The organism is Bradyrhizobium sp. BLXBL-01 (assembly GCF_051853025.1).
Lineage (GTDB): Bacteria > Pseudomonadota > Alphaproteobacteria > Rhizobiales > Xanthobacteraceae > Bradyrhizobium.
Genome location: NZ_CP182471.1, coordinates 4,924,217 through 4,948,692 on the forward strand (window position 1 = coordinate 4,924,217; position 24,476 = coordinate 4,948,692).

The 24,476-nt window shown below is 60.9% G+C and carries 25 protein-coding genes; 12 read left to right on the plus strand and 13 right to left on the minus strand.

Annotated elements, in window-relative coordinates; genetic code table 11:
- Positions 1-353: 353 nt before the first annotated feature.
- The gene (locus ACNJYA_RS23120; protein ID WP_172788056.1) at positions 354-590 is read left to right on the plus strand and encodes a hypothetical protein; all 237 of its coding nucleotides are present in this window, start codon (positions 354-356) and stop codon (positions 588-590) included.
- A 436-nt stretch (positions 591-1,026) separates the two neighbouring features.
- On the opposite strand, the gene ACNJYA_RS23125 is transcribed toward ACNJYA_RS23120, so the two are convergent.
- From ACNJYA_RS23125 to ACNJYA_RS23140, 4 genes are all read right to left on the minus strand, one after another.
- Positions 1,027-2,115: a TRAP transporter substrate-binding protein gene (locus tag ACNJYA_RS23125; protein WP_172788055.1), complete on the minus strand. Its 1,089-nt coding sequence runs from the start codon at positions 2,113-2,115 to the stop codon at positions 1,027-1,029.
- Between the two features lie 166 nt (positions 2,116-2,281).
- Positions 2,282-3,370, minus strand: a complete 1,089-nt coding sequence (locus tag ACNJYA_RS23130) for a TRAP transporter substrate-binding protein (RefSeq protein ID WP_172788054.1) — start codon at positions 3,368-3,370, stop codon at positions 2,282-2,284.
- A gap of 204 nt (positions 3,371-3,574) precedes the next feature.
- Positions 3,575-4,711, minus strand: coding sequence for an Mrp/NBP35 family ATP-binding protein (locus tag ACNJYA_RS23135; protein ID WP_172788053.1), 1,137 nt, complete (start codon positions 4,709-4,711; stop codon positions 3,575-3,577).
- Between the two features lie 53 nt (positions 4,712-4,764).
- On the minus strand, positions 4,765-5,202 hold the full coding sequence (locus ACNJYA_RS23140; RefSeq protein ID WP_439363424.1) for a VOC family protein: 438 nt from the start codon (positions 5,200-5,202) through the stop codon (positions 4,765-4,767).
- A gap of 182 nt (positions 5,203-5,384) precedes the next feature.
- On the opposite strand from ACNJYA_RS23140, the gene ACNJYA_RS23145 reads away from it, so the two are divergent.
- The 5 genes from ACNJYA_RS23145 to ACNJYA_RS23165 all read left to right on the plus strand — a co-directional run bounded on the left by ACNJYA_RS23145 (position 5,385) and on the right by ACNJYA_RS23165 (position 10,122).
- Entirely contained in the window at positions 5,385-6,257 is an 873-nt protein-coding gene (locus tag ACNJYA_RS23145) for an NAD(P)-dependent oxidoreductase (protein ID WP_172788051.1), read from the plus strand.
- A 22-nt stretch (positions 6,258-6,279) separates the two neighbouring features.
- Positions 6,280-7,557, plus strand: coding sequence for a sodium:proton antiporter NhaD (nhaD, locus tag ACNJYA_RS23150; protein ID WP_439363426.1), 1,278 nt, complete (start codon positions 6,280-6,282; stop codon positions 7,555-7,557).
- 138 nt (positions 7,558-7,695) lie between these two features.
- Positions 7,696-9,291 carry a sensor histidine kinase gene (locus ACNJYA_RS23155; RefSeq protein ID WP_260383241.1) on the plus strand — a complete coding sequence of 532 codons (1,596 nt, stop codon included), beginning with the start codon at positions 7,696-7,698 and terminating at the stop codon, positions 9,289-9,291.
- Between the two features lie 44 nt (positions 9,292-9,335).
- Complete coding sequence (locus tag ACNJYA_RS23160; protein WP_172788048.1) at positions 9,336-9,539, plus strand: DUF1289 domain-containing protein; 204 nt, start codon at positions 9,336-9,338, stop codon at positions 9,537-9,539.
- Positions 9,540-9,567: 28 nt separating this feature from the next.
- Positions 9,568-10,122 (plus strand): TIGR02281 family clan AA aspartic protease, encoded by a 555-nt coding sequence (locus ACNJYA_RS23165; RefSeq protein ID WP_439363429.1) that lies wholly within the window; start codon positions 9,568-9,570, stop codon positions 10,120-10,122.
- 5 nt (positions 10,123-10,127) lie between these two features.
- Here ACNJYA_RS23165 and dusA read toward each other — a convergent pair whose 3' ends face one another.
- The 5 genes from dusA to ACNJYA_RS23190 all read right to left on the minus strand — a co-directional run bounded on the left by dusA (position 10,128) and on the right by ACNJYA_RS23190 (position 14,849).
- Positions 10,128-11,084: a tRNA dihydrouridine(20/20a) synthase DusA gene (gene dusA, locus ACNJYA_RS23170; RefSeq protein WP_246708948.1), complete on the minus strand. Its 957-nt coding sequence runs from the start codon at positions 11,082-11,084 to the stop codon at positions 10,128-10,130.
- A gap of 751 nt (positions 11,085-11,835) precedes the next feature.
- A complete protein-coding gene (locus tag ACNJYA_RS23175; RefSeq protein WP_212257330.1) occupies positions 11,836-12,396 on the minus strand; it encodes a type 1 glutamine amidotransferase domain-containing protein in 561 nt (186 codons plus the stop codon).
- Positions 12,397-12,421: 25 nt separating this feature from the next.
- Entirely contained in the window at positions 12,422-13,678 is a 1,257-nt protein-coding gene (locus ACNJYA_RS23180) for a glutathione-independent formaldehyde dehydrogenase (protein ID WP_439363431.1), read from the minus strand.
- Between the two features lie 146 nt (positions 13,679-13,824).
- Positions 13,825-14,298 (minus strand): phosphate-starvation-inducible PsiE family protein, encoded by a 474-nt coding sequence (locus ACNJYA_RS23185; RefSeq protein ID WP_212257329.1) that lies wholly within the window; start codon positions 14,296-14,298, stop codon positions 13,825-13,827.
- 395 nt (positions 14,299-14,693) lie between these two features.
- Positions 14,694-14,849 carry a hypothetical protein gene (locus tag ACNJYA_RS23190; RefSeq protein ID WP_439363433.1) on the minus strand — a complete coding sequence of 52 codons (156 nt, stop codon included), beginning with the start codon at positions 14,847-14,849 and terminating at the stop codon, positions 14,694-14,696.
- A gap of 232 nt (positions 14,850-15,081) precedes the next feature.
- Between ACNJYA_RS23190 and ACNJYA_RS23195 the strand changes: the two genes are divergently transcribed.
- Both ACNJYA_RS23195 and ACNJYA_RS23200 read left to right on the plus strand, forming a co-directional pair.
- Entirely contained in the window at positions 15,082-15,693 is a 612-nt protein-coding gene (locus ACNJYA_RS23195) for an HdeD family acid-resistance protein (RefSeq protein WP_212257328.1), read from the plus strand.
- Positions 15,694-15,829: 136 nt separating this feature from the next.
- Positions 15,830-16,147, plus strand: a complete 318-nt coding sequence (locus tag ACNJYA_RS23200) for a putative quinol monooxygenase (protein WP_212257327.1) — start codon at positions 15,830-15,832, stop codon at positions 16,145-16,147.
- Positions 16,148-16,392: 245 nt separating this feature from the next.
- On the opposite strand, the gene ACNJYA_RS23205 is transcribed toward ACNJYA_RS23200, so the two are convergent.
- The gene (locus tag ACNJYA_RS23205; protein WP_212257326.1) at positions 16,393-16,584 is read right to left on the minus strand and encodes a hypothetical protein; all 192 of its coding nucleotides are present in this window, start codon (positions 16,582-16,584) and stop codon (positions 16,393-16,395) included.
- A gap of 303 nt (positions 16,585-16,887) precedes the next feature.
- Between ACNJYA_RS23205 and ACNJYA_RS23210 the strand changes: the two genes are divergently transcribed.
- On the plus strand, positions 16,888-17,952 hold the full coding sequence (locus tag ACNJYA_RS23210) for a YihY/virulence factor BrkB family protein (RefSeq protein WP_439363435.1): 1,065 nt from the start codon (positions 16,888-16,890) through the stop codon (positions 17,950-17,952).
- A 490-nt stretch (positions 17,953-18,442) separates the two neighbouring features.
- Here ACNJYA_RS23210 and ACNJYA_RS23215 read toward each other — a convergent pair whose 3' ends face one another.
- From ACNJYA_RS23215 to ACNJYA_RS23225, 3 genes are all read right to left on the minus strand, one after another.
- Positions 18,443-19,468 (minus strand): glycosyltransferase family 4 protein, encoded by a 1,026-nt coding sequence (locus ACNJYA_RS23215; protein ID WP_212257324.1) that lies wholly within the window; start codon positions 19,466-19,468, stop codon positions 18,443-18,445.
- A 92-nt stretch (positions 19,469-19,560) separates the two neighbouring features.
- Positions 19,561-21,180 carry an alpha-amylase family protein gene (locus ACNJYA_RS23220; RefSeq protein ID WP_212257323.1) on the minus strand — a complete coding sequence of 540 codons (1,620 nt, stop codon included), beginning with the start codon at positions 21,178-21,180 and terminating at the stop codon, positions 19,561-19,563.
- Between the two features lie 97 nt (positions 21,181-21,277).
- Complete coding sequence (locus ACNJYA_RS23225; RefSeq protein WP_212257322.1) at positions 21,278-21,985, minus strand: helix-turn-helix domain-containing protein; 708 nt, start codon at positions 21,983-21,985, stop codon at positions 21,278-21,280.
- Between the two features lie 435 nt (positions 21,986-22,420).
- Between ACNJYA_RS23225 and ACNJYA_RS23230 the strand changes: the two genes are divergently transcribed.
- The 3 genes from ACNJYA_RS23230 (at position 22,421) to ACNJYA_RS23240 (ending at position 24,431) form a co-directional block, all read left to right on the plus strand.
- Complete coding sequence (locus ACNJYA_RS23230; RefSeq protein ID WP_212257321.1) at positions 22,421-22,873, plus strand: PRC-barrel domain-containing protein; 453 nt, start codon at positions 22,421-22,423, stop codon at positions 22,871-22,873.
- A gap of 66 nt (positions 22,874-22,939) precedes the next feature.
- Positions 22,940-23,545: a hypothetical protein gene (locus tag ACNJYA_RS23235; RefSeq protein WP_439400774.1), complete on the plus strand. Its 606-nt coding sequence runs from the start codon at positions 22,940-22,942 to the stop codon at positions 23,543-23,545.
- 232 nt (positions 23,546-23,777) lie between these two features.
- A complete protein-coding gene (locus ACNJYA_RS23240; RefSeq protein ID WP_439400775.1) occupies positions 23,778-24,431 on the plus strand; it encodes a BON domain-containing protein in 654 nt (217 codons plus the stop codon).
- The last annotated feature ends 45 nt before the right edge of the window (positions 24,432-24,476 follow it).

Here is a 24,476-nt window from a genome sequence, read left to right on the forward strand (position 1 = left end):
GGGACTGGTTGAATCCGGTATACCGTACCGTGAAGCCGGAGGTTCGAAGCACACCGCAAGCGACTTCAGCCCGATTGCCAGATTCCGATAGCCTGATCGTTCCGTAAAAGGAACACCGAAAAACTACCTACCACGCTTACCTAGAGATGCTGGGCGCAAAGTCTCCAGCGTTCGAGAACATGAGTAGCCGCGTCGGGGCTGAAGACCCGAGGCTGAAGAGGCTTTCCGCGACGATTTCATGGGCAATTGTGACGCGCCCGCCTCTTGTCAGCTTCGTGTAAGTCGATCAGATGTGTTCTGGTGATTTGGGCGAAACCAGCAGAATTCAGCCTCAGGGCGAAAGGATGAGCTTCATGAGCAAACCGTTGAAAACGGAGAGCGAGCTGATTGCAATGGCCAAAGCCGAGTTGAAAGTTCACGCCGACTGTCCGGACGCAATGACGATTTCCATCATTCGCGACGGCAGCTCCTGGGAGTTTCGAGCCAGCGCAGATCAGGCCACGGCGGATCGGCCGGGTTATCCGGAATGTGTGGCCATGCTGGTTCAGATCGGCGATCATCTCAGCAAGCAGTACGACGTCAAGGGTTAGATCGCCGTCACGCTTCGCGCATGCGCGTGTCGGCTTCACAACGTGCGTTCAAGCACCATCGTCGGACCGGCTGCGAACGCACCCGATGGAGAGGATGACGAGGATTGCGCCGAACATGAAAGGATTCCTGGAGCGGCCTAAGATGTGTGGGTCGGCAGCTCATCGGGATCGAATCTCATTTGATCCCGTGGGCCCGCACCGCCGCAATTCGGATTTTTCGATCATAAGTTTCTACCATTGTTTTGCCCGACGTATCAAGCCCTTTCGGCAATTCAGCAAAATCTCGCGCTGAGCCGCCAAGCCATTGATAAACCTGTCCCCGTCTACTGTGCATGGGGTTGTTTTGCAGGTTTTTGTTTGGACGCCCTTCGGAGGCTTGCAACGGCGGCGCCCCGGAGCCATCGCTCCGAGGCGCTGCATGCGACGGACAGCGTGATCAGCTCTGCGACCGCCGCGCCATGAAGATGTCGTAGCCGACCTCGGCGACCTGGAACCAGGCGTAGCCGTCGCTCGTGAACTTGGCGAGCGAGTCGTGCACCTTCTTGAAGTTGGCGTTGGTCGCGCCGACTTCGGCGTGCAGCTCCTTGGCGGCCTTGTAGCAGGCATCCATGATCGCCGGCGAGAAGGCGTGCAGCTTGGTGCCGCCCGCCAGCAGCTTTCTCAGCGCCAGCGGATTGGCGTTGTCGTAGCGCGCCATCATGTAGTTGTTCGCGTAGTGGCCGGCCTGCTCCAGCACGCTCTGATAATATTTCGGCAGCGCGTTCCATTTTTCGAGGTTGACGAAGGCCATCAGCATCGGTCCGCCTTCCCACCAGCCGGGATAATAATAGTGCGGCGCGATCTTGTAGAAGCCGAGCTTCTCGTCGTCATAGGGGCCGACCCATTCGGCGGCGTCGATCGTGCCCTTCTCCAGCGCCGGATAGATATCGCCGCCGGCGAGCTGCTGCGGCACCACGCCGAGCTTCTGGAGCACACGGCCGGTGAAGCCGCCGATGCGGAATTTCATGCCCTTGAGATCCTCGGGCGTGTTGACCTCCTTCCTGAACCACCCGCCCATCTGGCAGCCGGTATTGCCCGCGAGCAGCGAGATGACGTTGTAGCTCTTGTAGAACTCGTTGAGCACATCGCGGCCGCCGCCCTGCATGTACCAGGCCTGGTTGATGCGCATGTTGGGACCGAACGGCACGGCCGAGCCGAAGGTGAAGGTCGGGTCCTTGCCGAAGTAATAGTACGACGCGGTGTGGCCGATCTCGCATGTGCCGTTCTGCACGGCATCGAGCACCTGGAGGCCGGGCACGATTTCGCCGGCCGCGAAGATCTGGATCTGGAATTTGTTGTCGGTCGCCTCCGCGACCATCTTGCACATCATGTCGGCGCCGCCAAACAAGGTATCGAGCGATTTCGGCCAGCTCGTCGGCATGCGCCATTTGATTTCCGGCATCGACTGCGCGATCGCGGGAGCCGCGAGCGTGGCGGCGCCGGCCGCACCAAGTCCTGTGACCTTGATGAAGTCTCTTCTCTTCATGATTTCCTGCCCTGATGGATCTGATTGTGGAGCCTTCTTTCCGAGGCTTGCCGACAGAATGGAACATCACGGGACCGAATGCCATCCCGATCGCACTGCGGCAAAGAAAAAGCCCGGCCTCGCGAGCGAGGCCGGGCCATCCGGTCTTGGGACCTAAGCCGGTAGATCAGCCGCGGGTGCGCGAGCGGATCATGAAGCTGTCGTAGGTGTATTCGGCAACCTGCCACCACAGATATTCGTCGGAGCGGTAGGCCTGCATGGCGTCGATCGACTTCTTGAAGTCGGCGTTCTTGCCGGAGACCTCGGCCCACAATTCGTTGGTCGCCTTGAGGCAGGCTTCCAGCACCTCGTTGGTGAACGGACGGAGTTGGGTGCCGCCGGCGACGAGGCGCTTCAGCGCCGCCGGGTTCTGCATGTCGTAGCGCGCGGCCATCCAGCTGTTTGCGTTGGCCGTCGCGTTGGTGAGGATCGCCTGGTAGTTCTTCGGCAGCGCATTGAACTTTTCCAGGTTGGCGAAGGCGTGGACGGTCGGACCGCCTTCCCAGAAGCCCGGATAGTAATAGTACTTGGCGACCTTGGCGAAGCCGAGCTTCTCGTCATCGTAGGGGCCGACCCACTCGGCCGCGTCGATGGTGCCCTTTTCCAGCGCGGGATAAATGTCGCCGCCCGCGAGCTGCTGCGGCACGACGCCGACCTTCTGCAGCACCTGGCCGGCGATGCCGCCGATGCGCATCTTGAGGCCGGAGAGGTCGGCAACGGTCTTGATCTCCTTGCGGAACCAACCGCCCATCTGGGTGCCGGTGTTGCCGCAGGGGAAGCCGATCACGTTCGACTTCTTGAAGAACTCGTTGGCGAGCTCGTTGCCACCGCCCTGGTAGAGCCACGAATTCTGCTGGCGCGCATTGAGGCCGAACGGCACCGAGGCGAAGATCGCGAAGGTCGGGTCCTTGCCGACGTAATAGTACGAGACGGTGTGGCACATCTCGACCGTGCCGTTCGAGGTCGCATCGAGCGCCTGGAGGCCCGGGACGATTTCGCCGGCCGCGAACACCTGGATCTGGAATTTGTTGTCGGTCATCTCGGCGACGTACTTCGCCACCTGCTCGGCGCCGCCATAGATGGTGTCGAGCGACTTCGGGAAGCTCGACGTCAGGCGCCACTTCACCTCGGGTGAGGACTGTGCGATCGCCGGCGAGGCCACCGCGGTCGCCGCCGCGCCTGCTGCCGATACTTTGAGAAAATCACGACGCTTCATCTTCAGGTCTCTCCTTGCTGGGGCGTTTCCCCTTGGCTTCTCTTATGCCGCCGCGCATTCTGGCGACGCGTTGAGGTCGCGTCGAACCGAAGGGGCTTGACTGCCGTGGGCCTTTAACACGGCCAGCCCGGTTTCGGAACGCGACAATGGCATGACGGGCCTCTACAAAAGTCGCATGCCCCCGGAGCGTGCCGCGGCGACCGGTCAGGCCGCGGCAATGACGCCCTTGAGCTGGTCCCGGACTTGGCCCGCGATGGCGCGGTAGATCGCCGCATGAGGGCCGTCCGGCTCGCTGTCGACGACGGGATTGCCGGCGTCCGAAGTGGCGCGAATCGCCATGTGCAGGGGGATCTCGCCCAGGAATGGCACGGCGAGCTTCTCGGCCTCATGTCGGGCGCCGCCATGACCGAAAATGTCTGATCGCGTGCCGCAATGCGGACATTGGAAGTAGCTCATGTTCTCCACAATCCCGAGCACGGGCACGTTGACCTTCTTGAACATGGCCAGTCCCCGCCGCGCGTCGATCAGGGACAGATCCTGCGGGGTCGAGACGATCACGGCGCCCTTGAGCGGCACGTTCTGCGCCAGCGTGAGCTGGGCATCGCCGGTGCCCGGCGGCATGTCGACGACCAGCACGTCGAGCTTGCCCCATTCGACGTCGCGCAGCATCTGCGTCACCGCCGACATCACCATCGGGCCGCGCCAGATCATCGCGGTTTCCTCCTCGACCAGGAAGCCGATCGACATGATGGCAAGGCCGAAACGCCGAAGCGGAATCATCTTGCGCGCCTCGTTCAGCTCCGGCTTGTCGCGCAGGCCCGTCAGGCGCGGCACCGAGGGGCCGTAGATGTCGGCATCGAGCAGCCCGACCTTGAGGCCGAGGTCGCGCAGGCCGAGCGCCAGATTGAGCGCGGTGGTCGACTTGCCCACCCCGCCCTTGCCGGAGGCGACCGCGATCACGGCGGCAACGCCGGGAATTTCCGATTGCCGCGCCATCGGCGACCCACCGCCCTGCGGCGGCTTGTGGGCATGGGCCGGCTGCACGCCGGGCGTGCCGCGGCTCGGCTGCGGGGGTGGCGGCGGCGCGGAGCCCGGCTTGCGCTCCGCGGTCAGTGCCACCATGACGGTGGTGACGCCGGGAATGCTGCGCACGGCAGCTTCCGCTTCGGCCCGGACGGATTCCCAGGCCCTTGCCTCGGCGGCGTCGACATTGATCGAGAAGAACACCTTGCCGTCGGAGGCGCTGATCGCGCTCAGCACATTGGCATGGGGAAGCGCGACCCCGCGGGGCGACTGGACCCTGGCGAGGCTGTCGAGAACCTGTTGCTGCGTCACGCTCAAAGCGCATCTCCTGGAGTTGAGGATGCCCCATTAGAGCGGAAACGCTCAAAAGGCTACTGCCTGCCGATATCGTCAGCCCTTTCGGCAGGCGCCGCCCCCTGCTCCCGGGCGGCCTCGTAGTTCAGCTCGATCATGACCCCGTTGGGGTCGTGGACGAAGATCTGCCAGAGATCGCCGCCGGGCACCTGGCGGGACTCGAACTTCATCCCCTTTGACGCCAGCCGCTGTTTCATGCCGTCAAAGCCGCGGCTGGCGAAGGCGACATGGTGGACAACGCCGGAATCCGGCTTTTGTGGCTCGGCGGTCGGAGAAATGTCGACGAGGTGCACCACCGGCCTGCCCTCGCTGTACATCCAGGCGCCCGGGAAGGCGAAATTCGGCCGTGCGCCTTTTTCGAGGCCCAGCACGTCTTCGAAGAAGCGGACGGTCTCGGCCAGATTCCGGGTCCGGATGTTGAAATGATCGAGGACGCCCACGCTCACGCCGCCCATGCTCTCGCTCCCTTGTTTTGAAGTCCTTGGGGCCGCCAGCCTAGCACAGCAGGCCGCCAAACGAAGCCGTTGCCCTCTGGCCTCAAGGGTTTATGGTGCGCCTCCGATCCGCCCCGCCGCGGAACCCAGGCATCCCTCGCCTGGCAAGAACCGTAAACCCAAACTACGGACAAGGTACCACAATGGCTAAAGTCGCTTTCCTCGGTCTTGGCGTGATGGGCTTCCCCATGGCCGGACACCTCGTGAAAAAAGGGGGCCATGAGGTCACCGTCTATAACCGGACCGCGGCCAAGGCGAAGGAATGGGCGGACAAGTTCGGCGGCAAGACCGCACCGACGCCGAAGGCCGCCGCCGAGGGGCAAGATTTCGTGATGTGCTGCGTCGGCAACGACAACGATCTGCGCGCGGTCACGATCGGCCCCGACGGCGCGTTCGCCGGCATGAGGAAGGGTGCGACCTTCGTCGACCACACCACGGCCTCTGCCGAGGTCGCACGTGAGCTGGATGCGGCTGCCACCAAGGCCGGCTTCAAATTCGTCGACGCCCCCGTCTCCGGCGGCCAGGCCGGCGCCGAGAACGGTGTTCTGACGGTGATGTGCGGCGGCGCGGAAGATGCCTATTCCGGCGCCGAGCCGATCATCACGGGCGCCTATGCCCGGATGTGCAAGCTGCTCGGCCCCGCCGGAAGCGGTCAGCTGACCAAGATGGTCAACCAGATCTGCATCGCCGGTCTGGTGCAGGGTCTCTCCGAGGGCATCCATTTCGCCAAGAAGAGCGGCCTCGACGTCGCCGCCGTGATCGAGACCATCTCGAAAGGGGCTGCCCAGTCCTGGCAGATGGAAAATCGCTACAAGACGATGAACGAGGACAAGTACGATTTCGGCTTCGCTGTCGAATGGATGCGCAAGGACCTCTCGATCTCGCTGGCAGAAGCCCGCCGCAATGGCGCCAGCCTGCCCGTCACGGCGCTGGTCGATCAGTTCTATGCCGAGGTCGAGAAGATGGGCGGCAAGCGCTGGGATACGTCGAGCCTGCTCGCACGCCTTAATCGCTGATAGCTGACGACCTGAAACGACCTTGCTGATCGCGATCGCCGCCATCTTCGTCCTCGCCTATGCGGCGATCGCGCTCGAGCACCCGCTTCGCGTCAACAAGAGCGCTACGGCGCTGCTCGGCGCGGGGCTGCTGTGGACCATCTACGCGGTCGCAACCGGCGACCACGCGCTGGTCGGCCGCCAGCTCGACGAGTCCGTCGGCTCCACCGCGCAGATCGTCTTCTTCTTGATCTGCGCCATGACTATCGTCGAGGTGATCGACGCTCATGACGGCTTCGAGGTCATCACCTCTCTGATCCGCACCACGAGCCAGGTCACGCTGATCTGGCTGATCGGCTTCGTGACGTTCTTCCTCAGCGCGATTCTGGATAATCTGACGACCACGATCGTCATGATCTCGCTGATCCAGAAGCTGATCGCCCGCCGCGACGACCGTCTGCTGTTCGCCTCCCTCATCGTCATTGCCGCCAATGCCGGCGGCGCCTGGACCGTGATCGGCGACGTCACCACGACCATGTTGTGGATCGGCGGGCAGATCTCGCCGGTCAAGATCATGAGCGCGGTGTTCCTGCCCTCGCTGCTCAATCTGCTGGTGCCGCTCGTCTTCATCAGCTTCTCGCTCAGGGGCAAGAGCATCGCATCGCCGCCGAAAGATAACGGACTGCTCGCCGTCGGCCGGTTCGAGCGCAACCTGATGTTCTATCTCGGCCTCGGCACACTGATCGCGGTGCCGGCGTTCAAGGCGGTCACGCATCTGGCGCCCTTCATGGGCATCCTGTTTGGACTCGGCGTGCTCTGGCTGGTCGGCGAAATCGTGCATCGCCACAAGGAGGAACACGTGCGCACGCCTCTTACGCTGGTGCACGCGCTGACTCGGATCGATATGAGCTCGGTCGTGTTCTTCGTCGGCATCCTGCTCGCGGTCGCCTGCCTCGAGCATGCCGGCCTGCTGTCGATGCTTGCGCGCTGGCTGGACACCGCGATCGGCCGCGAGGACGTGATCGTCGTCTTGCTCGGCCTGCTCAGCGCCGTCATCGACAACGTGCCGCTGGTCGCCGCGACCATGGGCATGTACGACCTCGCGCATTATCCCCCCGACAGCTTCATCTGGGAGTTCATCGCCTATTGCGCCGGCACCGGCGGCTCGATCCTGATCATCGGCTCCGCCGCAGGCGTTGCCGCCATGGGACTCGAGAAGATCGAGTTCTTCTGGTACGCCCGCCGCATCGCAGGCCCCGCACTCGTGGGCTATCTGACGGGAGCGATGGTCTACATCGCGCAGTACGCGGCGCTGCATTGAGCGGCACCGGCGGGATCCAAATTAACGCCGGGTTAACGTAATTCTTTAGCTCCTTAAGTCAGCTCTTAAGGATTTCTTGCCAGAGATAGACAATGCAGAAAGCCCGCGTCCGCCGCGGGCAGGAATCCGTGTTGCTTGATGAGTAACCCCGCTGAAAAGCCTGAGGTCGTGCAGCTTCCGGCCGAGCCGGTGAGCGTGCCATCGGCGAGCAGCCGAAGGGCTGCGGCGCAGCGGGTGCGCGAGGCGCGCGACAAGTTAACGTCGACCAGTGGAACCCGGCCGGCGTTCGACGCCGAGATGCTGCGGCAATACGCCCAGACCCGGCTGTCTGCCTCCTATGTCGTGATGCTGCTGGTGGTGGCGACCGGCGTACTGTTCGGGCTGTGGATGCAACCGATCCCGGCCGCGGCCTGGACCGCCGGCATGCTCTGCATCCATAGCGCCATGATCCGCAGTTGCCGGCGCTTCCTGACCGAGCCGGCCTCTCCGGCCGCGACGCGCGCATGGCGGACGCGCTTCGTCGTGCTCGACCTGCTCTATGGTCTGTGCTGGATGGCGATCCTGATCCATCCCGTGCTCGACATGGTCACGGAAACGCTGATGATGTTCCTGATGCTGCTGGTGATCGCAGTATCGAGCATGCTCGCGGCCAATCTGCCGATCGCAGCCCTTGCCGCCACGGCGCCGGTCGCGGTGGCGATGGCGCTGAGCTTCGTCACGACCGGCTCGCTGGACAATTACATCCTGGCAGCGCTGGCCCTCGCCGCCGAAGGCTATTTCGTCCTGCTGGCGCATCGCCTGCACTCCTCCACCTTCGCCACGCTGGAAGCGCGCGCGGAAAAGGACGCGCTGATCGGCGAGCTGGAGCAGGCCAAGGCAATCTCGGACGAAGCGCGCCATCGCGCCGAAGCCGCCAACGTCGCCAAGTCGCGCTTCCTTGCGCAGATGAGCCACGAGCTGCGTACACCCCTGAATGCCATTCTCGGCTTCTCCGAGGTGATGAAGAGCGAGATTTTCGGCGCGCATGGCGTGGCGGTCTACAAGGAATATTCCGCCGACATCCATAATTCCGGGGTGCACCTGCTCAACCTCATCAACGAGATCCTCGATCTGTCGCGGATCGAAGCCGGCCGCTACGAGCTCAACGAGGAAGCGGTGTCCCTGGTCGGCATCGTCGCCGACTGCCATCATCTGATGAAGCTGCGCGCCTCGAGCCGCGGCATCACCATCCACGAAGTGTTCGAGCAGGCCATGCCGAGGCTCTGGGCCGACGAGCGCGCGATCCGCCAGGTCGTGCTCAACCTGCTCTCCAACTCGATCAAGTTCACCCCGCAAGGCGGCGAGATCTGGCTCAAGGCCGGCTGGACCGCCTCCGGCGGACAATATCTCTCGGTGAGGGATTCCGGTTCCGGCATCCCTGAGGACGAGATCCCGGTCGTGCTCGCCTCGTTCGGCCAGGGTTCCAATTCGATCAAGTCGGCCGAACAGGGCGCCGGCCTCGGCCTGCCGATCGCCAAGAACCTGATTGACCTGCACGGCGGCACGTTCACGCTGAAATCGAAGCTGCGCATCGGCACCGAGGTGATCGTCACGTTCCCGCCGGAGCGCGTGATGAGTGCGCTGGCGCCGCTCTCGGACGATTCTCCGCCGCTCCAGCCGGAGAGCTCCGTTGTGCCGGACGAGAAGCGCCGGCCGCGCCACAAGCCGATCATGAGTGCTGGCACAGGCTCTTAACGAGATGCTTGCAGACATGCCCGACCATCCCTCACTATGTCCGTATGAGCAAAGAAACGCCGTGCGTCGCCGTCTGCATGATGGATCCCAAGACCAAGCTGTGCTTCGGCTGCGGCCGCACCTTGCCCGAGATCGCGCGCTGGCACGCCATGGAAAGCGCAGACCGGCTCGCGATCATGGCCCTCTTGCCGGAGCGCATGACGGAAGCTGGACTGGTGCCGGTCGCGGGATCTCCAAAACACATCTGATCCGCCTGCGTGCCCTTGGAGGCGCGCGATGATCCGCTTCCTGCTCGTCCTGATCATGCTCGCCGGCACGGCGGGTGCCGTCGTCGCCTATGGTGATCCCGACCAGATCGCGCGCGCCAGCCACAAGGTCTCGCACATTTTTCGCGCACAAGCCGCCTCCCCGGCCCCAGCCGTGCAGATCCCGCGCGGCCAGGGCGGCGAATTCACACTGCGTGCGAAGATCAACGGCGTCACTGCACCGATGGTGATCGATACCGGAGCGACTTCGGTGGTGCTGACGTGGGAAACCGCAAAGGCGATCGGGCTGCCGCTCGAGATGCTTGAATATGACGTCGACCTCGAGACAGCGGGCGGCCACACCAAGGCGGCCCGGCTCACGCTCGACCGTCTCTCCGTCGGCAAGCTGGTCGAGAAGTCGGTGCCGGCCCTCGTCGTGCAGCGCGGCCAGATGAAGACCAATCTGCTCGGTATGAGCTTCCTCGACCGCCTGGAAAGCTGGGGCGTGCGCGCCGACACGTTGATGCTGACCGGCTATCCGGAGCTGCAGGGCAACCACCGTCGCGCGCGTGCGGCGGTCGACTAGCTGAGTTACGCCGCCTCCGCCGGCGCGCGGACACCAACACGCATGATCGCTTCGCGCAGCACGTCGAGACCTGCACCCGGCTTCACACCCTGCTCGGCCAGATGGCGGCGGAAGGCGCGCGCCCCGGGCACCGCGTGGAAGGCGCCGACGAAATGTCGCGTGATGGCGTGCAGCCGGGTGCCGTGCGCGAGTTGCTCCTCGATGTAGGGCATCATCGCCTCGAGCGCGTCCTGCATGGTCGCGTGCGGCGCCGGCCTGCCGAAGATCTCCGCATCGACCGCGAGCAGCCGCCACGGCTCCTGATAGGCGGCGCGGCCGAGCATCACGCCGTCGACATGGGCGAGATGCGCCTTTGCCTCGTCGATGCTCCGGACGCCGCCGTTGATGATGACGGGCACATCGGGCATCGCGCGCTTGAGCCGGTAGACGCGATCATAGTCGAGCGGCGGGATATCGCGGTTCTCCTTCGGCGACAGGCCGTTGAGCCAGGCCTTGCGGGCGTGCACGATCAACGCATCGCAGCCTGCGGCGACCACCGCACGCGCCAGCGCATCGAGCGCGACCTCCGGATCCTGATCGTCGATGCCGATGCGACACTTCACCGTGACGGGAACGGCGACCACGCGCTTCATGGCGTCAACGCACCTCGCCACCAGCTCCGGCTCAGCCATGAGGCAGGCGCCGAAACGGCCATCCTTCACACGATCCGACGGGCAGCCGACATTGAGATTGATCTCGTCATAACCGAAGTCCTCGCCGATACGTGCCGCCAGCGCGAGCTCGCGCGGATCCGATCCGCCGAGCTGAAGCGCCACGGGGTGCTCGACCGCGTCGAACCCAAGCAGCCGCTCCCGGTCGCCATGAATGATCGCGCCGGTCGTCAGCATCTCCGTATAGAGCAATCCCCGCCGCGTCAGGTGACGGTGGAACACCCGGCAGTGCCGGTCAGTCCAATCCATCATGGGGGCCGTAGAAAATCTGCGATCTAAGCGGTTCATTTTACTGATATATTTCGCCTCAAGTCGGCCCTATCTGCAATTGGACCGATTGAGAAATCCAATTTGACGAGGCTTCTGCCACCGGGCTCTTCTAGGGTCATATATGCCTGAATTGGAAGCGGAAATCACATATTCGGATTTTCAGTGCACACGTCACGGACCAAGGTACGCACAGGTTCGGAATGGCCAGGTCCGGTCGGTTCGCTTCTCCTACGAAGAAACGCCGATCGGGCCAAGCCATCTCCATGACCGCGCTCTTGCTCTCCCGGCGTCGCCTGTCGGCCGCGACTTCCGTAGTGACAGCCTGTCTCCAGCACGGAGTGCCAACGCTCCGCAGAATGGCGGCGACATTGCTCCTCATCAACTCGCTTGGCAGCTCATGGATTCCGAACAACAGTTCGATTTCCAGCTTCCAGGGCCACATCTGGAGCCATGTGACCGATTTTTATCGGGGCCAAGGTGACGATCGAGACGCCGCGGCCGTTAGGCGCGAAACGGGCGAGACGTCCACAAACTGGCGCGAGCCGTCCGCGCTCGTTGCGCCGGCTTGTTCACGCTACATGTCCGTTCTGGAATAGCATCCCAGTGGGAATGCCGCGGATTCTGCATGCATGATCCACCTCAGCATCAGTATCGACCTTCAAGAATCGCGGCTCGGGTTCGAATTCGGCAGCGACCCGCTCGTGGATCGGATTGGCGAGATTGGACTCTCGCTTCAATCTGCCGCGGCAGGCTGCCGCGCTCGACTGAACAGATCAATCATTGCGCGGTTGAAAGCCGGGATGTCGTCAGGCTTTCGGCTGGTCACCAGACCTTGATCGGTCACCGCATCCTCATCCACCCACTGCGCGCCGGCGTTTCGAAGGTCGATCTCGAGTGATGGCCAGGACGTCATGCGCCGGCCGCGCGCTGCATCGGCATTGATGATGGTCCATGGACCGTGACAGATCGACGCCACGGGTTTGCCCGCATCGAAGAAGCTTTTCACGAACGCGACCGCCTTGGGCTGCATCCGCAAGGAATCAGGATTGATGACGCCGCCGGGCAGTAGCAATGCGTCGAAATCCGCACTTGCATGGTCGAGGTGCACGTCGACGGACAGCTCATCGCCCCAATCGGTGAAGTTCCAGCCGCGAACGCGACCTGTCTTCGGCGAAACGAGGCTGGTCTTGGCGCCAGCGTCGTCAAGCGCCTTCCGCGGCCTGACCAGTTCGACATACTCAAACCCGTCGGTGGCAAGAATAGCGATCTTGTGGCTTTGAAGTGGTCCGGCCATGGTTCGTCTCCTTGTCTAAGCGACGTCAAGCGGAAGCTCGCGCATGTACGCGTTCACCAGTCCCGACCGACGACGCGAGCTTTGTGGTGTTGTGTGGATCGATCACATACTTCTTGGCCGATCCGTCATGGAAGCTCTGATAAGCTTCCACCACTCTCTCGAGCGGTATGACTTCGGTGTTCAGAAGTCTCGTGAGATAGGGCAGCCGATCCCAAAGAATGGCCATCATCAACTCGCGATTGTAATGCATGACCGGGCACTGACCTGCGGTGAAGGATGGCGATTTGACCCAAGCCGCGGGAAAACCCAAAGCCATGAAGCCCTTCTTGTTGAGTTCGTTCGGTGCACCTGGATCGAGATTGGTATAGACGCCGGGAATGCCCATGGCGCCCGCGGGCTTGATCACCTCCATCAAAGTGTTGAGGACAGCCTCCTCCTCGTTCTTTCCGCTGCCGTCGGGCCCATAACCGTGGCACTCCAGTCCGACACAATCTACGGCCGCGTCCACCCAGCGCGAGCCGTTGCCGAGGAGTTTCTCGATCTGATCCGGAATGGGCGTGGCGCTTGAGGGATCAACGACCTCGTAACCGGCATTCTTGACGAGATCGCGCCGCGCTTTGTTGTGGTCGCCGACGATAATACAGGAGGCTCCGAGCAAGTGTGCGCTCGCCGCTGCGCAACGCCCGACCGGGCCGGCGCCGGCAATGTAGACGGTTGAACCGGTCCCGACGCGTGCCTCGACACAGCCGTGATATCCTGTGGGCAGGATGTCCGATAGCAGAGTGAGATCCCTGATCTTCTCGATCGCCTGCTCCTTGTCAGGAAATTTCAAGAGCTGGAAGTCCGCCCAAGGCACCATCATGTATTCGGCTTGGCCGCCCTGCCATCCGCCCAGATTGAAGCCGTACGCTCCGCAAAATCCGAGTTCCTCGTTGGCGTTGAGACAAACATCGGTATGGCGTTCCTTGCAGTTCCGGCATGTGCCACAGGCAACGTTGAAAGGCACAGAGACGATATCGCCAACCTTGATGCGCTCCACATGCGAGCCTACCTCGACCACTTCGCCCGTATTCTCATGACCTAATTGCATTCCTGAGGGTGCAGCGAAGCGGCCATGATAGATGTGCAAGTCGCTGCCGCAGATATTCGTTGTGATCAGTTTTAGAATGACAGCATGTTCGATCTTCTTCCCTTTGGGATCCGCGAGCTTCGGATATCCTCTGTCCTGGACCTCTAGTTTGTAAGGCCCCATAAAGGTGACTGCACGGTTGGTTGCGGCCATGGCTCGCTCCTCAGATGATCCCCTTAAGAGCAGTGGCGCTACTCTTTCGTTCACGAAGATGAGCGCCCCAGAGGAACGGCGCCTTGGCAAACGTCAATCCTGCGCGCTGTTCGTTTGGCCCCATAGTGCCAACGTGGCTCTTTCCTCTAGGCTGCTTCTTCCTGTCGGCAATCGCTTGCGCGTATCAGCCAATACACCACACCCAGCGCGAGGATAACGGTCGCAAGTGCCAGCGTGTGAACGGCATCCGTTTCGTTCAGATCCAGAATGATGATCTTTCGGCAGACGGCAAGCAGCGCGATCAACACCACGGAGCGGATCTGCACCACTGCCTCTCGACGTTCGGCCACCACCAACAGGGACTTCTTGAACTCCAACGCAATGATCACGGTAAAGATCATGCCGAAAACCGCCTGGAACACCTCGAAATCAGACGGATCCAGACTGCCTGCCAGCACCAGCCCGAACAATATCTTCAGGCTCAGTGTCCAGACCGCCGCGACCACCACGATCGCGATCAGGAACGTCAGGAAGAGCACCACAGCGCGCTCAAACCACTGATAAAGCGAAGCCAACCTGACCTCGCTCTTCGTCTCCTGGAATTCATCCATAATCGACATGACGCCCTCTTCTTTGGCCTGACGCGCGTTGTCAGCGGTCAGCCGAAATCTCACGGGACCATATAGGCGAGGATATTCTTCTGCCTTGACTGCTGTCAGCAATGTCCGTCGCACGCGGCGCCGCGCTCTTCAATTTTACTGCGATCCAATTGAGAACTATCAATGCACCGCCCCTTGGCGTTTGCGATGATCCAAAGAGCGATGTGTCCCACCATCGCTGCCCTTCCCGGGCGTCCTCCCTTGACTTGGACCGTCAGCACACAACTGCGCGGTCCTTTCTTTTTCCACGCGAATGAGAGATCAGGCTTCGCCGGCGAGGACCCGCGAATGCTTGTGGTCAAAGATAGAAACCCTTCCAATAGTCCACGGCACGTGTTGCAAGAACTCGCTCGCCTCTATGAAGGGTGCCCCGGGTCCAAATTGTAGAGCGGCGTCTTCTTGGCGCGTTGCGGCGTCATCTTGGCGGGATCTGGCGCTCCGGGAACGCCGCGCGGCCCCAACAGGTCGCGTTGCATGTCATCTTCGGACTTCTCGGGTTCAACCCCGTTCATGGGACGCTCTTTTGGCACGCTCTTCTCCTTGCCTCGGCACAAAGTGCTCGGCGCTCCCGGTTCATCATGCTGCTCGCGAAGCGCCGATTCTGCGATTTAGGGGGACTACCTAAGGCCTCCGCCTTTCGATTATTTCGCAGCGAGCAAGCTTGATAGCTGTCAAGGCATGTCGCGGCGTCAGGTCGCTACTATGTCCGGACCCTGGAACCGATGGCTATTCTTGGAGCTAGACATGACCAGCACGACCGTCAACAGCAACGCTGACTTTAACATCGACTCTGCCTCCACGATGCTTGCCAAGAATTGGTGGCTGTTCCTCCTGCGGGGCATCTTCGGAATCATCTTCGGGCTGCTCGCTTTTCTCTTCCCAGGGCCCACCATGCTATCGCTGGTGTTGTTGTTCTCGGCCTACATGTTGGTCGACGGCGTAGCGGGAATCATTTCCGCCGTTCGTGCGATGCGACGGAAGGATGAATGGGGACTGTTGATATTTGAAGGCCTCCTGAATATCGCGGTCGGCGTTGCTGCCTTTATCTGGCCTGGCCTGACGGTACTTGCCTTTGTCTTTATGGTCGCCGCCTGGGCGATTATCTCAGGCGCGCTGATGATGGCTGCCGGCTTTCGCCTCAAGCTTGATCATGGCCGCTGGTGGATGGTTCTGGGCGGGCTGTTGTCGCTCGTTTATGGCGCGCTGCTGGTCGCCATGCCGCTGATTGGGGCGGTGGTGCTTACGTGGTGGATGGGAGCTTATGCGATGGTCTTTGGTATCGCGCTGGTCGTTCTGTCCTTCAAGTTGCGCGCCCGACAGAACGACCAGACTCGCTCCTCCGCCGTACCGGCGTGAGCGACGGGCCGACGTCCGTCATACGGGATCGTATCGCCGCAGATTGGGCCATGCGTGGACGTAACCAGGCATAGCGTGCCGCCGCAAAGGCGGCATTGCACTGAAAAGGCGGCATCGCACTGAAAGTAAAAAAGCTATGGTCACCGCAGCATTGTTTGTTCGTATCGAGGCACAGCCCGGCAGTGAAGCCGCCGTCGAGAAGTTCCTGAAGAGCGCGCTGCCGATTGTTGAAGGCGAGCCGGCAACCATTTCTTGGTTCGGGCTACGGCTCGGACCGTCAACCTTCGGTATCTTCGATGCCTTTCCGAACGACGCCGGACGCAACGCCCACCTTGCCGGCAATGTGGCAGCTGCGTTCATGTCAGATGAGACCGCCGCGCTGCTGACGGGGCCAGCGACGCTCGAAAGGATCGACGTACTCGCCGCCAAGCTTCCCAGTAACGGAGGTGGATGATACCGGTCCAACGGTCCACGCCGACGTTGCTGATTTTTCCAGCTCTTCGCGATGGGTGCATTCTGCCAATGTCACGGAGGCGGCGAACGCCCACTCTTGCGAGTTCGCGTGGGGTTCTTGCCCGCGCCCTGACGCCCGGCCCGGCTTACCTTTTCGGCACCATGCGTCCGATGACCTCCGCGGTTGCCGCCATGTTTCCCGGTTTTCTTTCCGGGCTGCGCAGTGGCGCGTGCTTTGACCATTTGTCAGCTCTTGGCGCTGGAATTCTCGTTTTGCTTGTCACTTTTCGTGACGGGGCCCTTGCTAGCCTTGTTGCCACCACCCCACTCTTGAGCCTTCCGGCTTTGATCACCGCCCTGTTTCTGCGGTGCATTACCCTTGGTGTTGGGGCTGGCGCTTTCGCCTTTGTTTCTGGATCGATTGTCGTTCTCAGTCATGTTCGCTCCTTTAGCTTCAAATGCGGGAAGGCGAAGCCCGTTCCTCTGAACTAGCGTTCAAAGGGCTCAATGACGCTCCTGATGAAGAGCGAACCCACGAGATCGCTGTTCGACGGGCGCTGAGCTCGGCGCAGTGAAGTGGTCGGCCAAGCGCCGAGAGCTGCCGCGCGCGTCGCTAGGACTGCCGGTGCCGGGCGCTCGCCATACAAATCCAGCGAACTGTCCGATTACAGAGAGCCGACCCCAGGGAACAAAAAAAGGGAACACCTCCCGCCGTACACGATTGGACGTTCGGAGAGCGTCATGACGAATGTTGACACGATTCCGGGCGGGCAAGAAGCCCCAAGCCAAAAGCAGATTTCCAATTCAAGAACGCCTCACGAGGCGCCTCAGAGAGCAGACGGGGACGTCGAATCAGAAGAAGATCGTGGCCGGCAGGCGACCTCGCCGTCGAAAATCCCCGCGAAGGGATGGAAGGACATCCTGTTCCGTGTCCTTTCCAACATCACTAAACACCGTGTCCTCACCCTCGCAGCAGGTATGACCTACTACAGCATACTTGCCGTTTTTCCGGCGATTGCCGCGTTGGTTGCAATCTACGGACTCTTCTCCGATCCCATGAGCATCGGCAAACACCTCGATCAGCTTGGCGGCTTCCTCCCTGGCGGGGCACTGGATATCGTGAAAGAGCAACTGACCCGTGTGGCGTCGAAGGGCTCCAACACGCTCGGCATCACCTTCCTGATCGGGCTGGCAACATCTCTTTGGAGCGCCAATGCCGCCATGAAGTCGCTTTTCGACACGTTGAACATCATTTACGGTGAAGACGAGAAGCGCGGGTTCTTCAAGCTGAATGCCGTTTCCCTGGGTTTTACGGTCGCCGGGATCGTGTTCATGATGGCGGCCTTAGGCTGCATCGTCGCTGTCCCAGTGATGCTCAAATACGTCGGTTTGTCCAACACCGGCGACCTTCTGCTGCGCATCGGGCGCTGGCCGACGATGTTCCTGTTGCTCTCGCTCGCCCTCGCCCTGATCTACCGCTATGGCCCCAGCCGAGAGGCGGACCAATGGCGCTGGGTGACGTGGGGCAGCGCTATCGCGGCACTGCTTTGGCTCGCAGTGTCCGGCTTATTCTCCTGGTATGCAGCGAGCTTCGGTAAGTTCAACGAGACGTACGGTTCGCTTGGGGCCGTCATCGGCTTTATGACTTGGCTGTGGATCTCGGCCATCGTCATCCTCCTTGGCGCCGAGATCGATGCGGAGATGGAGCATCAGACCGCCCGCGACACAACCACGGGGCCGCCAACCAAGATCGGCGCGCGCGGGGCACGGGTCGCCGACACCGTTGGCGCGTCACGAGGTCATTGAAGGGTGGTGTTGCTCGGCTGCGCCATGCCGGGAGCTGCATTCACGACGATGCTGCCAAGCAAGGTCGGACGATCAGTTTAAGAAGCGCCACGTTGGATTGCGTCGAACCCTACATCCGTCAGTTCCACTGTGCGAGCATCGGGAACGCTGACGTATCCATGCTGCCTCAACTCGGAAACCGCCACCGCAACGCTGGGATCCGTCCCGAAATGTGCATCGAGAGTTGCCATTGTCATGCGGGCGCCGGGCTTCCGGTGTGTGTCACGAAAAAATGCGAGGATCTCGCATGCCGTTTCGCTGAGGGGCATTGGTGCCTCCATTGAATCCACTTTCTTCGGCTGATCGGACATGCAAGGCAGGGCCGACACCCAACGAAGAAAGATCTTGGTTCATCAGATCTCTGGCGCAGTGTTCGAGAGCGCCGACTCGATCGATCTTGGTCTAGATCACAGAGACGTTGACCCAAAAGCGATACATAGGGTGTCCAGCGTTACCGGGCCACGAGGGCGCGGTAGTGGCGCAAGTAATCCCGTGCCATCCGCTCCGCCGTGAAGCGCTCTTCGAAGCGCGCGCGGACGCGCCCTCGATCGATTTGTCCAAGCCGCGTCACAGCCTCAATTGCTTCGTCCTCGTTTTGGACGATGAAGCCTGTCACGCCGTCCTCGATAATCTCGGGCACCGAACCGGATTGGTAGGCAATGACCGGCGTTCCGCAGGCCATCGCCTCAATCATCACCAATCCGAACGGCTCGGGCCACCTGATTGGGAACAGCAAAGCAGCAGCTCCTGCAAGGAACGGCTGTTTCGAATCGTCATCCACCTCGCCGACGAGCTGGATTTGTTTGCCGTCAATCCGAGGCTCTATCTTCTCTCTGAAGTACCCACTTTCGGCGCGTGGGATCTTGGCGGCGACCCGAAGCGGCATCTTAGCGGCGAGCGCGATGCGGATAGCATCTTCAGGGCCTTTTTCGGCGGTCAAGCGCCCGAGAAACGCCAGGTACGATCCGGTAGCAAATGAGGCGCGGAACTGGTCGATGGGCAGACCGTGATAAACCGTTCCACACCAGTTTGCGCTGGCGAGCGGGATGCGCTGATTATCAGAGATGGATACAAGCCAAGCTTCTGGAAACTTGCTGGTCACGGCCGGCAATCCCGGGAGATCCAGCCGACCGTGCATCGTCGTGATGAATGGCACTCCTGCTCGCTTGAGGATGGGGAGATGTAGCCAGTCAATGTGAGCGTGAATCACGTCGAACTGGTTAGCGCAATCGGACACTGCTTCCAGTTGGGCAGCCAAAGCCGCATTCGGGTCTGAGCGTGGTCGCCCAAGGCGAAGGGCTTTGGGCCAGACCGGAAAAAGTGTGGCGCGGGTCCTGGAATCTCCGCTCGCAAAGAGGGTGACGTCCTGCCCGTGTTCGACGAGTGCATCGACGAGCCATGCGACCACTCTTTCTGTTCCACCATAGAGCTTTGGCGGGACGCTTTCGGCCAGCGGAGCAATCTGAGCTATCTTCATCAATAACTCCCAACGGCGCTTGCGGGCCCGCGGCAGGCCGGCGAGCTTCGGTGACAATCCGGCTGAAGGTCGCTGCTATCAGCCGGGTATGCTCATTGGACGATCCGAAACCAACGATATCCGTAGCCGTCGAGCTCGATCATCGAGTCCTCGCCGGGCTCCGACGCGTACACGCGATTGCCGAAAAGATCGGTCAGTTTCTGCCCGACCGAGAAGCCATCGACTTGCGCTCGGCACTCAGCTTGCGACAAATTGTGCAATATCAGCACCGATTGACCTTCCCACGCGAATCTCTGAACCAGAATGGAGGGGACATTTGCTTGCAGCAAACTTAGATCGCCCCACCCGATTTCCGAGCAAGCCTTTCGTAGTTCGACCAGACGCCGCAGCCAGTTAAAGAGAGAATCCGGGTCGCGCTGCTGAGCGGCAGCGTTGACCTTGGACGGGGCGTACTCGGCCTCTTGGATCATGTCGTAACGCAATCGAGCCGCAGGCTGAGAGAAACCACCCGTTTCGTCATCGGCCCATTGCATGCAAGTCCGTACCGGCCATCGCTCCGGAAGCGCGAGATCGTCGCCCATTCCCAGCTCATCTCCGTAGTAGATGACCGGTGTGCCAGGGAGACTGAAGAGCAGGCTGTAGGCGAGTTCGATCCGCCGGCGGTCATTGCCAAGGATGCACGCCAGACGGCGACGAATTCCGCGTCCGTAAAGTTGCATTCTGCGGGATGGCGCAAAGGCCGCATAGACTTCCTCACGCTCTTCAGGTTTCAAGCGCCCCAGGTCAAGCTCGTCGTGATTGCGCAAGAACTGGGCCCACTGAGCGAACGGTGGCAACCGAGGAAGTGCGGCCAGACACCACTGCAGCGGTTCGGCAGTTTCGCGCGCAAGCGCAAGAAACAGGTGCTGATTCAAAAGGAACGCGAATAGAAGGTGTATGCGCGATCCACTGCCGAAGTAATGATCGAGTTCCGAAGGAGCAACATTTGCTTCTGCCAGCAAGACAGCATCACCTTTGCGCCATGACAAGAAGTCACGAAGTTCTCCAAAAAACTCGTATCGGCGCGTTGGCGGACGGTCCGCGCGTATCTCCTCCACAACGAAGGGGGCGGCGTCGATACGAAATCCCGACACGCCAAGTTCAAGCCAAAAGCCAACGATTTTGAAGATCTCCTCGCGAACGGCGGAAGATGCAATGTTCAGGTCGGGCTGGTGCTGGTAGAAGCGATGATAATACCAGGCTCGGGCGCAAAGGTCGTAAGTCCATACACTCAGTTGCACCCCCGGAAATACCACGCCCTCCGTGCTGTCTTCCGGTTCCGTGTCTGACCAGACATAGTACTCGCGAAATGGCGAATGAGGGTCAGCGCGCGCCTGCTGGAACCACGGGTGCTGCTCAGAGGTATGGTTGATTGGGAGATCGATGATCAATCTCATGCCGCGCAGGCGCGCTTGATGGCTGAATTCGACGAAGTCGCCGAGCGTTCCGAGTGCGGGCGCGACATTGTAGTAGTCCGTCACATCGTAACCATGATCCAGCCCTGGGCTTGGATAGAATGGAAGCAGCCACAGGCAATCCACTCCCAGCTGGGCTATATGATCGAGCTGCGACACCAATCCCTTGAAATCGCCGACACCATCTCCGTCACCATCTTTGTAGGTGGCCACATTCAAGCTGTAGATCGCGGCGTTCTTGTACCAGAGATCGAGCATCCGCAGCGCTACCTTGTCTACCTTGAACTTCGCAGGCGACCAGACGCGGCCGAAGCGAATTCCGTCGCACGGCTGCTACGTGACTGCTAGAGCGCAATTAGGCAGCGATATTGTCAGAACCAGCGTTCGGATACTTTCTACCGTTTTGGTGCTGCAGTGCATCGCGATCCACAATGCGGACTGTTCGAATCCCAATCAGAGCAATGACACCGCGCTGCTGCAGATCTGAAAACGCACGACACACGGTCTCCACGGACACGGCAAGGTACTCGGCGAGATCATACCGCGTGATAGGAAGCCGTATGTCTCCCTCCTGGTCCCCGTAGCGCTCCTCAAGCAGCAGCAGGAACGCACTCACCTTGTCTGCCGTCGTGACTCCACCGAGGACTACGAGCTGGTGTCGGGTACGTTCCAACGATTGAAAGGTAATCTCTCTCAGTTCCCTTGCGAACTGGCGATCGCGCTCACCGAGATTCTCAAGCCGCGCTCCGGAATAGCTCGCGAGCACGGTCTCTTCCGAAACCGCTTCAATTGCGTCTTCTCTCTGGCTGCTTCCGACAAAAAAGAAGTCGCCCACCAGCATCAGGTCCAGGATCTGCCGCCGTCCATCGGACCGGACCGTCGACCATCGGACTGAACCGGCAATCACGTAGTACCAATGTCCCGCGGTGCCGTCGTCTTCCGGAACCTGCTGGTCGCGGTTCAATTTGACAATTGCCGCCGACCCGTCGAGCCGCTTCAGCGCGTGCGACTGAGCGGCAAGCATCCTTCGATAATAGTCCGCTGGGTGGATTACTGGCTTCATTTCCCTGTCCTTCCCTCTTCAGCGCACTCTCGCGGGGAGCAACGATCCGCTCGCGGGCAATCAACTACCAGCTATACAACCGCGTAAACTTGGGAAATTTTCTTACGTAAAAACACGTAACGGCGCTTGAAACACATCACATGGAGACGTGAGGCGCGATCGACCATGAGACGGGTTGCACCAATGCCAACGACATTTCATCGCTCGGGCGTGGGGCACACAACACGTCTCTGTAGGGATAATTGCCCTCGATTTCTCACTGCACGGAGCTTTTGATCCAGGCGCAGGCTGCCGCAAATGGGTAGCCATGACGGTTGGGCAATCAAGGCATTCAGCCACGGCGTCGATTAAGCGATCTGCGAATTGACAATGGTCAGGGCCGCCCCGGTCCAAAGGGGGTACTCGCTAAGCCACTACCAATCACAGGAGCAAGACATGGAAGCAACCATCACCCGTACCCTTTCGAACTTCATCATCACGCCGAACCCGCCGAAGTGGAGGAAATATTCTGGCTTGGCGGCAGCTGCCGGAATATTGGCTGTCCTCAGCATCAATCCGGCTCTGCCGCAGGCTGGTGTAGCTCTCGTCAAGGTTGACTTGAGCGTCGTCGCTCAGGGCTATCGCATGAGCAAGGTGATCGGCAGCACCGTTATGAACGACAAGAATGAGAAGATCGGAAGCCTGGACGACGTGATTGCCGCAAAAGACAAGAAGCAACTCGACTTCGCGATTCTGCAGGTCGGCGGCTTTCTCGGCGTAGGCGGCCATCTGGTCGCAGTCCCGTTTAACAGCCTCGTCATCGATGACACCGGCAGCAAGGTCACTCTTCCAGGCGCATCCAAGGAAGAGCTCAAGAAGCTATCAGAATTCCACTACCGATCCTCTTGACGGTCGCATCCTATGTCGATGTCAGGACCAACCGACACGATCCTGGACCGTAGGCGTACCCGCGAAGTGACCGGTGTCTTTCACTCGCGACGTGCGCTCGATGATGCGGCCCAGGATCTTCTTCTGACGGGATTCGATCGCTCCGACATCGACGTCAGCGCATCTCCCGACGAGGTGCAACGACGGCTGAATTACGCCGTGATTCCTCCGGCCGATCTCGCCGACCTGCCGGCCACGCCGAGACAGCCCTTCTTTGGTGGCGACGACTTGCTTGGTGCTGAAGCCGTCGCCAGCAGCGTTCTCGGTTGCATCGCAGCGGCTGGATCCGCTCTGTTCCTAATGCTCAAGGGGTATGACCCTCTGGCGGTTGCGATGTGGTCAATTCTTATCGGGATCGTCACGGGCGCCGTCACCATCGTGCCCATATACCGACTGCTGCGCCGCCAGCAAGTCCGAGGCTTGGAGCCGGTCGCAGAATGGGATGGCCTCTTGATATGGGTTCGGGTTCGCGCACCTGAGAAGGAAGCTCAGGCCCAGGAGATTCTGATGCGGCATGGCGCGCAGGCCGTGCACGTTCATGAAATCGATCTGGAAAAGCTGCCGGGAGATCTGCCGCTGCACTCGCTTCGGCCGGACCCCTGGCTGGGTGACGAACGCCTCGGGCAACCGTAACGAGGCCGCGACAAATGCTGCGCCCGCGTCATTTCTCCCAGCCGCCCTCATACCGTCCACAAAGATCATTTTTCGCTATTTTCACCCCGTTCGACTGCACAAGCTCAAGCGAGAAACTCGGGACAGAAGTTGACGGTCGTCATGGCTCGCTTGCTCCTCACGCGTAAATTGCTCCGACCAGCGACGACCGAGCCGCGCCGATAATGCCATTCGCATATGCCAGGAGCCAGTCTTGAGGTCAGACACTGAGATCGAACGCGATGTCCGCGAAGAGCTGAAATGGGATCCAGACCTCGATGCCGACGACATTGCCGTCTCGGTCAAGGACGGTGTTGTGGAGCTCGCAGGCTTCACCCACAGCTACCCCGATCGGCTTGAGGCCGAATCCGCGGCGAAGCGGGTGGCGGGCGTTCGCGCCATAGCTAAAGACATCGAGGTTCGGCTGCCATCAATCGATCAGCGTCCTGATCCTGATATCGCACGCGACGCGGTCGCTGCGCTCAAGTCAGAGCTTCCGATCTCTCACGAGAAGATCACGGCGATCGTCAGAGACGGCTGGATCACGCTCGAAGGCTCCGCCGAACGGCAAGATCAAAAAACCGTGGCTGAGAACGCGGTTCGCAAGGTCAAAGGCATCAAGGGCGTCCTCAACGTAATCATGGTCAAGCCGAGCGTCGAGCCCTCCGAGCTCAAGCAGAAGATTCAGGACGCGTTCAAGCGAAATGCCGAAGTCGACGCCAATCGGATCGAGGTCGAGGCGAACGGAAGCGAAGTGATTCTCAAGGGCACGGTCCGCCCCTGGATCGAACGCGAGGAAGCCGAGCGCGTCGCCTGGTCGGCGCCTGGTGTGAGCAGGGTCGACGATCGCATCGTCGTAAGTCCCTAGATTTGGTCGCATCTCAAACTCAGAAGGAGAAGTCAAATGAGGTTA